Annotated in this window: 10 protein-coding genes; 7 read left to right on the forward strand and 3 right to left on the reverse strand. The window is 58.3% G+C overall.

Annotated elements, in window-relative coordinates; genetic code table 11:
* Nucleotides 1-203: 203 nt before the first annotated feature.
* The 3 genes from FZE95_RS10865 (at nucleotide 204) to FZE95_RS10875 (ending at nucleotide 3,120) form a co-directional block, all read left to right on the forward strand.
* Nucleotides 204-1,013, forward strand: coding sequence for an alpha/beta hydrolase family protein (locus FZE95_RS10865; RefSeq protein WP_150301040.1), 810 nt, complete (start codon nucleotides 204-206; stop codon nucleotides 1,011-1,013).
* A gap of 236 nt (nucleotides 1,014-1,249) precedes the next feature.
* Nucleotides 1,250-2,122 (forward strand): poly(ethylene terephthalate) hydrolase family protein, encoded by an 873-nt coding sequence (locus FZE95_RS10870; protein WP_223825032.1) that lies wholly within the window; start codon nucleotides 1,250-1,252, stop codon nucleotides 2,120-2,122.
* A 374-nt stretch (nucleotides 2,123-2,496) separates the two neighbouring features.
* Nucleotides 2,497-3,120 (forward strand): QsdR family transcriptional regulator, encoded by a 624-nt coding sequence (locus FZE95_RS10875; protein WP_150300881.1) that lies wholly within the window; start codon nucleotides 2,497-2,499, stop codon nucleotides 3,118-3,120.
* An 11-nt stretch (nucleotides 3,121-3,131) separates the two neighbouring features.
* On the opposite strand, the gene FZE95_RS10880 is transcribed toward FZE95_RS10875, so the two are convergent.
* Both FZE95_RS10880 and FZE95_RS10885 read right to left on the reverse strand, forming a co-directional pair.
* Nucleotides 3,132-4,727: an ATP-binding protein gene (locus FZE95_RS10880; protein ID WP_150300882.1), complete on the reverse strand. Its 1,596-nt coding sequence runs from the start codon at nucleotides 4,725-4,727 to the stop codon at nucleotides 3,132-3,134.
* Nucleotides 4,724-5,479: a response regulator gene (locus FZE95_RS10885; protein ID WP_150300883.1), complete on the reverse strand. Its 756-nt coding sequence runs from the start codon at nucleotides 5,477-5,479 to the stop codon at nucleotides 4,724-4,726. Before FZE95_RS10885 ends, FZE95_RS10880 begins: the two co-directional genes overlap by 4 nt.
* Nucleotides 5,480-5,825: 346 nt before the next feature.
* On the opposite strand from FZE95_RS10885, the gene FZE95_RS10890 reads away from it, so the two are divergent.
* Nucleotides 5,826-8,678 (forward strand): ribonucleoside-diphosphate reductase subunit alpha, encoded by a 2,853-nt coding sequence (locus FZE95_RS10890; RefSeq protein ID WP_150300884.1) that lies wholly within the window; start codon nucleotides 5,826-5,828, stop codon nucleotides 8,676-8,678.
* A gap of 237 nt (nucleotides 8,679-8,915) precedes the next feature.
* Entirely contained in the window at nucleotides 8,916-10,130 is a 1,215-nt protein-coding gene (locus tag FZE95_RS10895) for a ribonucleotide-diphosphate reductase subunit beta (protein ID WP_150300885.1), read from the forward strand.
* 204 nt (nucleotides 10,131-10,334) lie between these two features.
* Here FZE95_RS10895 and FZE95_RS10900 read toward each other — a convergent pair whose 3' ends face one another.
* Nucleotides 10,335-11,084, reverse strand: coding sequence for a class I SAM-dependent DNA methyltransferase (locus FZE95_RS10900; RefSeq protein WP_150300886.1), 750 nt, complete (start codon nucleotides 11,082-11,084; stop codon nucleotides 10,335-10,337).
* Between the two features lie 401 nt (nucleotides 11,085-11,485).
* Between FZE95_RS10900 and FZE95_RS10905 the strand changes: the two genes are divergently transcribed.
* On the forward strand, nucleotides 11,486-11,842 hold the full coding sequence (locus FZE95_RS10905; RefSeq protein WP_150300887.1) for a hypothetical protein: 357 nt from the start codon (nucleotides 11,486-11,488) through the stop codon (nucleotides 11,840-11,842).
* A gap of 129 nt (nucleotides 11,843-11,971) precedes the next feature.
* The gene (locus FZE95_RS10910) at nucleotides 11,972-13,021 is read left to right on the forward strand and encodes a DNA topoisomerase IB (RefSeq protein WP_150300888.1); all 1,050 of its coding nucleotides are present in this window, start codon (nucleotides 11,972-11,974) and stop codon (nucleotides 13,019-13,021) included.
* Nucleotides 13,022-13,133 lie beyond the last annotated feature (112 nt).

The following is a 13,133-nucleotide window of genomic DNA, read 5'->3' on the forward strand; positions in this document are numbered from 1 at the left end:
TCATATTCACCCGAACAGGCGACTGTGTATCAAATTGGAAAGCGCTAGGGTTTGCTCCGTGAATGCGAAACAACGTCGTTGGAAGTAGCTGCAGGCTCAATGATGAATCCCCATAAGAAAGCTAAGAAAGAGAGATCACCATGAAAGCACCACTGTTGAAACTGACGAGCGTCGCCATTGGCGTCCTACTTTCGGCCGGAGCCATGGCCTACAACCCACCTGGCGGCGGAGATGGCGGTGATAATGGCGGAGGCGGTGGCGACTTCCCATCGGTTTCCGACTTCAGCCGGTCTGGTTCCTTTTCGACCACTAACGGAAATGAAGGTCCGAGCTGCAGCATCTACCGTCCGCGCACCCTCGGTGAAAATGGACGTCAGCATCCGATCATCCTCTGGGGCAACGGCACCGGCTCCAGCCCAACTACTTACCGCTCACTGCTAGATCACTGGGCGAGCCATGGCTTCGTCGTCGCCGCGGCACGCACCTCCAATGCCGGTACCGGCCGCGACATGATTGCCTGCCTCGACTATCTGGTTCAGCAGAATGGCCGCAGCACAGGTACTTATGCCGGCAAGCTGAACGTAAACCGCGTGGGTACTGCAGGGCACTCTCAGGGAGGCGGCGGTAGCATCATGGCTGGTCAGGACAGTCGCGTGACCGTTACTGCACCCTTCCAGCCCTACACCATCGGGCTTGGCCACAGTTCATCCTCGCAGAGCAACCAGAACGGTCCAATGTTCCTCATGACCGGTAGCTCGGACAGCATCGCCTCACCAACCTTGAATGCCGCTCCGGTATTCCGCCGCGCCAACGTGCCGGTCTTCTGGGGCGAGCTGTCACGTGCCAGCCACTTCGAGCCTGTGGGTGACGGCGGCGGGTTCCGCGGTCCATCCACAGCATGGTTCCGCTTTCATCTGATGAGCGATGGCAACGCCGAGAGCACCTTCTACGGCAGCAACTGCGGCCTGTGTAGTGATCGCAGCTGGGACGTAGAGCGCAAAGGCATCAACTAAACTGAGGCATCGGCACTCGAAGCCGGTTACCGAAAGGTAGCCGGCTTTTTTATCTTTGGTTGGCAGAACGCCACTACGCGGGCCGTGATACGGGACACAAAACAGGCCGACTTCACCCTTTTGGGCGAGTGAATAGTCATTCACTGGTCGATAGTTTCTTACTCGCAGCGAGCGCAGCAGTTGTCAGGGATGATCTTGAGCTCAGTTCAACCCTTACAATAATGCTAAGAGAGATCATGATGAATTTACCCGTAATGAAGCTTTCCGCTTTCACACTCGGTCTTGCGCTGTCTGCCAGCGCATTGGCTGGTAACCCACCCGGCGGCAACCCTCCAGGCGATCTGCCGGTAGACTCGGGTTTTCCCGCAGTAAATGATTTCGCAGCGGACGGCCCTTTTGCTACGACCGCCAGCAGCGAAGGTCCCAGCTGCCGGATCTCGCGCCCGCGCACACTCGGAGAAGATGGCCTCAAGCATCCGATCATCATCTGGGGTAACGGTACGGGTGGCGGCGCAACAACCTATGCCGGCCTGCATGAGCACTGGGCAAGCCACGGGTTTGTCGTCGCAGCAGCCACCACGGCCAACGCCGGCAGTGGTGAGGAAATGATCGCCTGTCTCGACTATCTGGCTCAACAAAATGGCCGTAGCGGAGGCACCTACGGGGGCAAGCTTGACCTCAACCGTATCGGCGCATCCGGCCACTCCCAGGGTGGTGGCGGCACCATCATGGCGGGCCAGGATCCGCGGATTACGACCACGGCCCCTTTCCAGCCATACGTACTTGGCCTCGGCCACGAGTCGTCCTCGCAGCGCAACCAGAACGGCCCGATGTTCCTGATGACCGGTAGCGACGATACACTGGCAGGCTCAGCATTGAATGGTCGCCCCGTCTTCCGCAATGCTAACGTCCCGGTATTCTGGGGCGAGTTGCAGGGTGTAGCGCACTTTGAACCTGTGGGCGACGCCGGCGGCTATCGCGGCCCGTCAACTGCCTGGTATCGCTATCAGCTAATGGGCGATCAAAACGCTGCCGGCGTTTTTGAAGGCTCCGACTGCACGTTGTGCACCTCACGCGACTGGGAAGTTCAGAAGAAAGATTTCAACTGATATCAGGCTTCGCAAAGCCCCAACCCAGCGTGACCGAGAGCCGGCTATCATTCGATAGCCGGTTTTTCTTTTCGCTTTCCCGACCTTGTCCAGCCTAGCTCCCGGTAGCAAAAAGCAGCACTCAGCGGTGACCATCAAGTCTGCCCCTGACTGTTCGCCCAGCAGACATATCCGTGTTCCGGTTAAAGGGGATACAAATTCAGTCTCGCTTATCGCTAGAACACGAAGCTCGTATTTGTCCGCAGACCGCGCAACAAAACAAGCGAAGCCTGATTTGCTACCTGCTCCAGGTGCGGGACACTTCTATTCTTGGTATCAGCCTTGCTACTATAGGTGTCAACAATGACAATCACGTGATCAAATAGGCAGTCCATATGAGCAAGCCCAACACCCCGCTGGCCCTGGCACTCTCGCAGCGTAAATCAGATGAACGCGCGACACCGTTGAGCGCCTTTCGCATGGCCAGGCGATGGTGGCTGGAGGGCCGCAGACTGAATCTATCGTTGCTGGCAGAAGAGCTGGATATCGGTCGCGCGACGCTGATGCGCTGGGTCGGCAATAAAGACCTGTTGATGGGCGAGATACTCTGGTCGCTCTACAAGGAAATTTACGACGAGTCGATCGAGCGCGCCCAGGCGGACCCCAAACTCACGGGGATCGACTTTCTATCCCAGATCTATAACGACATCAACGTCGCTCTGATCGAAGCCAAGCCGTTGCACAACTTTCTGCATTCCGAGCCCCAATGGGGGCTGCAGCTACTCACTTCGAACATTGCCGGCTTGCAGAATCGCCTGATCGAAACCTGGCGCAAATTGTTCGAACACGAAATAGAGGCCGGCAGGATAAACCCGGAAATGGACGCCGAAAGCCTGGCGTACTTCATTATCCGTATCGGTGAGAGCGCCATTTACTGCGACCTTATTTGCGGCCGCACGCCTGATGCGAAACAGGCCGACACTGCCTTTCGGCTGCTGGTGAATGGTCATAGCCGATAGGGTTGATCGACCTAGCTCCGGCGTAATGGCCAATCCAGAATAAAGGCCGCGCCTTCCAGCGTTGTGGAGCGTTCAACCCGAGCGCTTCCCTGATGCCAGTAAACAATCCTGCGCACGATAGCCAACCCCAGCCCGTAACCGCCGGATGAGCGAGTGCGGCTATCATCCAGGCGCAAAAACGGCGTAAAGATCTGTTCCCGGAATTCTTCAGGAATACCCGGGCCGTCATCCTCCACCATGATGATGCAGCGCTCGTATTGCACCTGGGTGGTGACCAGGACGCGACTCTTCGCATAGCGCATCGCATTGTTGACCAGATTGGCGACGGCGCGCTGCAGATAGCGCGATTCGGCTTCGACGTACCGCGCCCTGCCCATCGAATGATCATCGTGGCGGACCTCAAGCTGCTGATTCAGCGGAGCCAGTTCGCTGACCACCTGCTCGACCATTGCCGGTACATTGGTGCGTTTGAATGTCAGCTCGGGCGCACCCTGATCCAGCCGCGCATATACCAGGATTTCGTCTACCAGCCCATCCAGCTCGTTCAGATCGGCATCCATCCCCTCCACATACTTTCGCCGATCCTCTGGTTTCACCGCGGTATCGACCATTTCCAGGCCGAACCGCAACCGCGCCACGGGGGTGCGCAACTCATGGGACACCGCGCCAATCATCTCCTGTTGGATGCGCATGAGACGCTGGAGGTGTGTGGCCATACGGTTGAATGCCCGTGCCAGACGGCCCACCGCATCGTTTCCCCTGGCGTCGACGCGAGCGTTCAGGTTGCCCGCGCTGATATGCGCCGCCGCAGACTCCAGCGTCAGCAAGCGTCTTTCCAGCTGCCGGACCAAGAGATAGATAAGCAAACCGCATAGCGCCAGCATTAACATGCCAGTGACCAGAAGCAGCCCTGCCGGGTATTCGTTCATTTGATACAACGGACCCAGACTCAGAATCCATTGGGTATCCGGGATTTTCAGGTAGAGCAGCACCGAGTCGCCGTCGGGCCCGAGGGTCATTACCGTATCGCTTTCCTCCAACCGGCGACGTTGGTCGGCATCCAGATCGGCTTCGCGGATCGGCGTTAGGCGCAGCGGATACCCAAAGCCCTTGTCGCCCCTGAGCTGTTGCAGCCGACCCGGCATATCTCCTTCTGGGTGACGAACCAGTTCATCGGCCACCAGAAACAGCGTCGCCCTGCCTAGCTGCTCGGAAATCCGGTGGATGGCCGCGGTTAACACAACACCTTCATCGACACTCACCATGGCATAAATACGCAAACGCGGATTGCTCGATGGCTTTACCAGCACGCGGCCCTTGAGCAACCGGGACCAGGTGCTGGCCTCAAGATTGAGGTTGTCGAGGTGCTTGAGCTCAAGGGGTACTCCAATCAGTCTGGTCCATGCCGCCAGCGCACGCAGGCGTTCGGCCTCGTCCATTTCTTCAAGGTTGTCGGCCATCAGCCTGAACGTACCCGTGGCAATGCGTTCGCGATATTCTTCAGTGCGCATATCGTTGACGAACCAGATGGCCGCCAACCCCAGTAGCAGCACAGTAATCAGCACCGCCAGGATGCCGCCATATACCCGAAAAAAGATGGAGTTCACGTGTCGGCCGGCTCAGGCGCGACAAACAGATATCCCTTGCTGCGAACGGTTTTTATAATCCGCGGCTGATCCGGATCATCGCCGATCTTGGGGCGTATTCTTGAGATGCGGACATCAATCGAGCGGTCCTGCCCGTCATATCCGATGCCGCGCAGCGCGACAAAAGTTTCCTCTCGGCTCAGCACCCGCCCAGCGTTGCTCGCTAACAGCCAAAGCAGATCAAACTCGGCACCGGTGAGGTCAATCAGCTCAGATCCAAGCCAGGCTTCGCGACGCGTGCTGTCGACAATCAGAGCACCGAATTGCAGCCTGCTCGGTGGCTGACTGACTTGCTGCTCGACCTCACCCCGACGGCGCAGTAACGCGCGGATCCGGGCCAGCAAGACCTGTGGCCGTACCGGCTTGTTTACAAAATCATCCGCGCCAAGCTCCAGCCCCTGAATGTGGTCCTTGTCATCACTGCGAGCAGTCAGCATGAGGATCGGTCGGGTGTAACCGGCGTCACGCAAACGCTTGCAGATGGACAGACCATCTTCTCCCGGCAGCATCAGATCCAGCACAACCAGATCAGGCACATGCTTGAGCACACGCTCGACCGCCTTGCTGCCGTCCGGCTCTATTGCTGTCTGCAGTCCCTGAGCGCTGAGAAAATCGGCAATTAGCGAAGCAAGCTTCAAGTCATCCTCGACAATCAGAATGCGTTCATTTTCGTCCACGTGTTCCCCCGGTCGCGTTCTAGGCCAGCGCGGCATTGTAGCATCAGCGCGGTGCCGTCCAGCACCGGTCAGACCATCCTTCCAAAACACAACATATTGTAGGTCGCGCAAACATGTCGAGCTTCACCTGACAGCACCACTGAGCCGCCAAGGCCCGATCAGCGCCCCAGCATATTTTTCCAACCGAGACTTGCGCCAGAGATATAACCACACTATCTTGTGCCACCTAGGTAAACGATCACTACATATACACATGAACACCTAAACCCAGATTGCACAGAAGCTGAGCTTTAACGGAGTTCACTCGTATCTGGAAGCCCGATCGCCATCGCAGACCGGACCGACAACACTACTAGATATAGTGAGACACAGGAGCACGCATATGCAGCCCTCACCGACCACCCACACGAATCTTTCAACCGATGCACCGGCGATCGAAAGCGAACATGACAAGGATCTGATGGTTACGGCGCCGGGAGCCCTGCGGGTAATCAAGCGTAACGGCGCGCTGGTCAGCTATACCGATGACAAGATCAAGGTCGCCATCACCAAAGCCTTCCTCGGCGTTGAGGGAAGCCAGGCCGCTGCTTCAAGTCGCATTCATAACGTGGTCGATACGCTGACAGAAACCATTACCGCGACGTTCTGGCGGCGCATGCCCTCCGGCGGCACCCTGCATATCGAAGATATACAGGATCAGGTAGAGCTTGCGTTGATGCGTTCAGGCGAGCAGAAAGTCGCCCGCGCCTATGTGCTGTACCGTGAAGAACATGCCCGCCAGCGTCAGGCGCGGCAGGGTAATGAACCGGTAGAGGCGCATCCGAGCATTCGCGTCACGCTGGAAGACGGCACCCAGCAGCCGCTGGATCTGGGGCGTTTGCGCATTTTGATCACCGAAGCCTGCGAAGGTCTGGCCGAAGTCGACGCCGCGCTGATCGAACGCGAAACCCTGAAAAACCTGTACGACGGCGTCACCGCAAGCGATGTGAGCACCGCCCTGGTAATGACCGCCCGCACGCTGGTGGAACGCGAGCCGAACTATAGCCAGGTGACAGCGCGCCTGCTGATGGACAGTTTGCGCGCCGAAGCGCTTGGGTTTCTCGGTGTGACCAACAGCGCCACCCATCACCAGATGGCCGAGCTGTATGCCAGAGCCCTGCCCGTCTATGTCAGCACCGGCGCCGAACTGGAACTGCTCGACCCGCGCCTGAAAGACTTTGATCTGGATGCCCTCGGCGCCGCCATCAATCATGAGCGCGATCAGCAATTCACCTACCTGGGCCTGCAGACACTTTACGACCGCTACTTCATCCACAAGGACGGCGTGCGCTTCGAGCTGCCGCAGATATTCTTCATGCGCGTCGCCATGGGTCTGGCAATAGAGGAACAGGACCGCACTGCCCGCGCCATCGAGTTCTACAACCTGCTCTCGCGTTTCGACTACATGGCGTCCACGCCTACGCTGTTCAATGCCGGCACCCTGCGCCCGCAGCTATCCAGTTGTTATCTGACGACGGTCCCCGACGAGCTATCAGGCATCTATCACGCTATTCATGACAATGCCATGCTCAGCAAATTTGCTGGCGGCCTGGGTAATGACTGGACCAACGTGCGCGCGCTGGGGGCTTACATCAAGGGCACCAATGGCAAATCCCAGGGTGTTGTGCCGTTCCTCAAGGTGGTTAACGACACCGCCGTGGCGGTAAACCAGGGCGGCAAACGCAAGGGGGCGGTCTGCGCCTACCTGGAAACCTGGCATCTGGATATCGAGGAGTTCCTTGAGCTGCGCAAGAATACCGGTGACGACCGCCGCCGCACCCATGATATGAATACTGCCAACTGGATCCCCGATCTGTTCATGAAGCGCGTATTCGACGACGGCCAGTGGACCCTGTTCTCCCCTTCCGACACGCCCGACCTGCATGACCTGACCGGCAAGGCCTTTGAACAGCGCTACACGCACTACGAAACACTGACCGAGCAAGGCAAACTCAAACTGCACAAGACCATCCAGGCCCGCGACCTCTGGCGCAAGATGCTCAGCATGCTGTTCGAAACCGGCCACCCCTGGTTCACCTTCAAGGACGCCTGCAATCTGCGCAGCCCGCAACAGCACGTCGGCGTCGTGCACAGCTCCAACCTGTGCACCGAGATCACGCTGAACACTTCAGCCGATGAGATCGCCGTGTGTAATCTGGGCTCGGTCAACCTGCCGAACCACATGACAGACGGCAAGCTGGATACCGCCAAGCTGGCTGCCACGGTCAAGACCGCCGTACGCATGCTGGATAACGTCATCGACATCAATTACTACTCCGTGCCGCAGGCGCAAAACTCCAACCTCAAGCACCGCCCGGTCGGCCTCGGCATCATGGGCTTTCAGGATGCGCTCTATATGCAGCAGACGCCTTACGGTTCGGACGCTGCCGTCGCCTTTGCCGACCAGTCCATGGAGGCGCTCAGTTATTACGCCATTCAAGCCTCGTGCGATCTGGCCGAAGAGCGCGGCAGCTACGCCAGCTTCGACGGCTCACTGTGGAGCCAGGGCATTTTGCCGCTGGACTCGCTGGACATCCTCACCGAGCAGCGCGGCGCCCACTATATCGATGTCGACCGCAGCCAGACCCTGGACTGGAAGCCGCTGCGCGAGCGTGTGAAACAAGGCATGCGCAACTCCAACATCATGGCCATCGCGCCGACTGCCACCATCGCCAATATCACTGGCGTGTCACAGTCCATCGAGCCGACTTACCAGAATTTGTACGTCAAATCGAACCTGTCCGGCGAGTTCACCGTGATCAATCCCTACCTGGTCCGCGACCTCAAGGCTCGCAACCTCTGGGACCCGGTCATGGTCAACGACCTGAAGTTCTATGACGGCTCGGTGCAGCAGATCGACCGCATTCCCGCCGACATTAAAGCGCTCTACGCCACCGCTTTTGAAGTGGATACCAAGTGGATCGTTGAAGCCGCCAGCCGCCGCCAGAAATGGATCGACCAGGCTCAATCGCTCAACCTGTATATCGCCGGCGCCTCTGGCAAGAAACTCGACACGACCTACCGCATGGCCTGGTACCGCGGCCTGAAAACGACCTATTACCTGCGTGCGATGGCTGCTACCAGCACCGAGAAATCCACGGTGGAGACTGGCAAACTCAACGCAGTGTCGTCCGGCCCAGCACCGGTCCCCAAAGCCTGCTCCATTGACGAACCAGATTGCGAGGCTTGCCAGTAAACAGATCAGCGCTATCAGCCCTGGGGGTATAAGCACATGCGCGCCGCCAGGTCTGCGGCTGGAACAAATCCTGTCGGCGCGCCGGCGCACGCCAACCCCAGGAAAACCGGCGCATCCGAACGCGGCCCAGCTGCCCCCTGGGGGTGTAGTGCGCCTGCGCTACGCCATGCGGTAGCGAACACGCCAAGCAGTGCCCAAGCGCACCATTCAATGACACAACAGAACAGGAGCTAACCCATGCTCAACTGGGACGACCAAGACAACGAACACACCAGCGCCGCGCCGCTGGAAGCATCGAATTCAACCTCGACAACAGCGATCACAGACCGCGCCCGCCGCGTTGCCAGCGAGGACTCGAACGCCGTCGCCCGTGCCAAGGCGGCTCTGGACGAGCTCGATATTCAGGAGGGTCTGGAAGATCTTCAAGGCTCCGCTGCAAGGGTCAACGTCGACGCCAAGCGCATGATCAATTGCCGCGCAGACCTCAATCAGCTTGTCCCTTTCAAATATGACTGGGCCTGGCAGAAATACCTCGACGGCTGTTCCAACCACTGGATGCCGCAGGAAGTAAACATGACTGCCGACATCGCCCTGTGGAAAAACCCCGAGGGCCTGACTGACGACGAGCGCCGCATCGTCAAGCGCAACCTGGGCTTCTTCTCCACTGCCGATTCCCTGGTCGCCAACAATCTGGTACTGGCTGTATACCGGCTGATCACCAACCCCGAGTGCCGCCAATACCTGCTGCGCCAGTCCTTCGAAGAGGCAATCCACACCCACGCCTACCAGTACTGCGTCGAGTCATTGGGGATGGATGAAGGCGAGATTTTCAACATGTACCACGAGATTCCCAGCGTCGCGAAGAAAGCCGCCTGGGGCCTCAAGTACACCCGCTCCATCTCCGATCCGACCTTCGAGACCGGCACCCTGGAAACCGACCGGGAACTGCTGCGCAATCTGATCGCATTCTATTGTGTACTGGAAGGCATCTTCTTTTACTGCGGCTTCAGCCAGATCCTGTCCATGGGCCGCCGCAACAAGATGACCGGCGTCGCCGAACAGTTCCAGTACATTCTGCGTGACGAATCCATGCACCTGAACTTCGGTATCGATGTGATCAACCAGATCAAGATCGAAAACCCGCACCTGTGGGATGCCACTATGCAGGACGAAGCCGCGCAGATGATTCTGCAAGGCACCCAACTGGAAATCGAGTACGCCCGCGACACCATGCCCCGCGGCGTCCTTGGTATGAACGCGGTGATGATGGAGGACTACCTCAAATACATTGCTAACCGCCGCCTGACCCAGATCGGCCTGAAAGAAGAATACCCAGGCACCACCAACCCCTTCCCGTGGATGAGCGAAATCATGGACTTGAAAAAGGAGAAGAACTTCTTTGAAACGCGAGTGATTGAGTACCAGACCGGCGGGGCCTTGAGCTGGGATTGAGACACCGGTGAAGCCCGGGCGTCCTACGGACGCCATCGCGGCGGCGGTTCGGCGTTCCGATTGCCCCAGACTCGCACTTCCCCGGCGAAAACCCTCAGCAGCAGAGGGTACCACGAACCCTGAGGCACCGGGTCAGAGTTTGGGTCTTCCTGAGCCTGCCTAGCCTTGCATAGCGGGTGTTTTTTCTATCGTGCGCCCGCTCGTTCACGCTTCACGCTTCACGCAGACGAATATCGCGTTCCCGGATGCTCCTTCCCAGGGAAGGATCGTCTCGTAATCATGCTCAAACACCTGAACATCGAAATACGGCTGCAAAAGCTCAATCAGTTCGCTGAAACTCACAGCCACCATACTGTGCTCGTCCTGCCATACATGGCTTTCATCCGCGGCCGTTCTTTCAACGCGGAGCTTCAACGACTGCTGCTCGCCGACTCCCGAATAGTGCCAGCCGGAGCTAAAGCTGAATAACCCATCAGCGTGCGCAGCCGTGTGCGATACGCGCGAGTCGTTGTCGATCATGCGCTTGTCGACAGCGTTGAAGCAGAACAGCCCACCTGTCACCAGCGCTGCATGCACACTGGCGATGCACGCCTGCAGTCTCTCGATCCCGGCACTGTAATGAATGGAATACAGGAAACAGGTAATCAGGTCGACCGGCTGGTTCAGCGTGAAGCCACACATATCCTGTACAGAAAAGGTGGCCTCCGGGCAGCGAATCAGCGCCAGGTCCAACATCGGCTGATTGATGTCCAGCCCACTGCTTTGATAGCCAGCATCGAGCAGATGCCGCACATGCGGCCCGGTCCCGCAGGCCAGATCGAGATGCGTCTTTCCAGCGCTACCGAATAACCGATGCAGCCGCTGAACACCCTGGCTCTGAGAGCTGTAGTCAATATCCGCACACATTAAATCGTAGTAACCCGACAGATCGGTATAGATGGCGTTTCTGGGCATGATGGCCTGATGCGTGAGGCAGCCTATTGGGGCGCGAATCATATCCCGGCCGCACGAAAAGCGCTCGCACATTGCGCGGTCCAAACCAATGTCGTATGGCTTATGCCGCCGGCTGTTTCCCACCGCGACAGACAAAATAAACAATCCCAGCAATAACAAGCGCAACAGCCGCAACAACGTCTGCCATCACCACCCTGCGGATCGGCTCATTGAGCTCCCCCACGTACCACGCAATCCACTAATGCATAACGATTTGCTCAGTTCCATCGCGCGCCCATCAGAACGAGAACCCATCGAGCCTTCGCACGACTGAGCAGACGACGCCCAGCCAACAAAAAAGGAACCCGAGACGCGCAAAAGTCTCTGCTGCTATATGCCCCAGCGAAAAGAGGAGTCGCGAAATGAAATTGATCTACGTCTGTGCCGTCATCGGGTGCCTGCCTGCAGTCGCCCTGGGTTCACCGGAGATACTGCTGGACAAGGAGCTCAATGAACTGGATGTCCGAGCCTGGGTTATTGAACCGCAGGAGACCTCTGCCCCGGCGACATCAGACAACCTGAAACACCTGCGCCTGACCAACAATCACAGCAGCGCGGTGCAATGCTCGCTCAGGCCTGAGCCGGCAGAGGACTCATGGACCTTCTTTCCCGACGCGACTATCCAGCCGGGCGAGGACGCCGAGTTGCAGATTGGCGGCGACTATTCCACCGAAACCATCCGCGTAAAATTGGTCTGTAACGACGAAGACTTGCTTTAGCTTCTACGCATCCCAGGGAAAATAGACAGAGCCGGGCTGCTCCTTCTGTTTCAGAACCTGTTGGCACCACTGGCAAACGCAGCGGTCAATCAGATATACCCGCCTGATGTGTAGACAGGGAAATGACCCATGCCCGATTCCGCGTTGCAAGCAGACCTGCCTCGCGACTTACGTTACGTCGACGACACCCAGCCCGGCATCAGCCGCAAGAAATACCGCGGCACGTTCAGATATTTCGATGCCAAGGGCGAGCGCATTACCGACCCCGATGAAATCAAGCGCCTCGACTCCCTAGCGGTGCCGCCCGCCTACACTGACGTGTGGATCTGCGCTGACTCGCGCGGCCATCTGCAAGCCACTGGCCGCGACGCCCGTGGGCGCAAGCAATACCGCTATCATCCGCGCTGGCGGGAAGTGCGCGACGCCGACAAATACTCGCGCCTGCAAGCGTTCGGCAAGGCCCTGCCCAAACTGCGCAAGCAACTGGAAGCGCAAATCGCCGAGCCAGGATTCACCCGCGAAAAGGTGCTGGCCACGGTGGTGATGCTGCTGGATGCCACGCTGATCCGCGTCGGCAACACACAGTACGCCCGGGACAATAAGTCCTACGGACTCACCACCCTGCGCACCCGCCATGTCGATATCAAGGGCAGCGCAATCAAGTTCCATTTTCGCGGCAAGAGCGGCGTGGAACACCAGGTCAGCGTAAAAGATCGGCGCCTGGCCAGGGTGGTTAAACGTTGTCAGGAACTGCCGGGGCAGGATCTTTTCCAGTATCTGGACGAAGACGGCGAGCGCCATACCGTCAGTTCCTCCGATGTCAACGACTACCTGCACAGCCTCACCGGGGCCGATTTCACCGCCAAGGATTACCGCACCTGGGCCGGCACTGCGTTGGCGCTGGCCGTGCTACGGGAGCTGGAATGGCAGCCCGAATCGCATGCGAAACGGCATGTGGTGGCCGTCGTCAAAGACGTTGCCAAGCAACTGAGCAACACCCCCGCAGTGTGCCGAAAATGTTATATCCACCCGGCCGTACTGGAGCATTTCAGCCTGGGTGAACTGACCAAGCTGCCCAAGCCGCGCGTACGCAAGGGGCTGAAAGCAGAGGAAGTAGCGCTGGCGATGTTTCTCGAGCGGCTGGCCGCCGATATGCCAGAAAAAGCCAAGGCGAGTTAGGGCGCCAACCACGTTGATCGCAACGCCTCTTCGGCGCGGAGCTAATACGTTTCGAAACCAACTCGACAGCCAGGTCCGCACCATTTGAACCGAAATGCGACGAGTTCAGCCT

Source organism: Pseudomonas profundi (assembly GCF_008638305.1).
Classification (GTDB): Bacteria; Pseudomonadota; Gammaproteobacteria; order Pseudomonadales; family Pseudomonadaceae; genus Halopseudomonas; species Halopseudomonas profundi.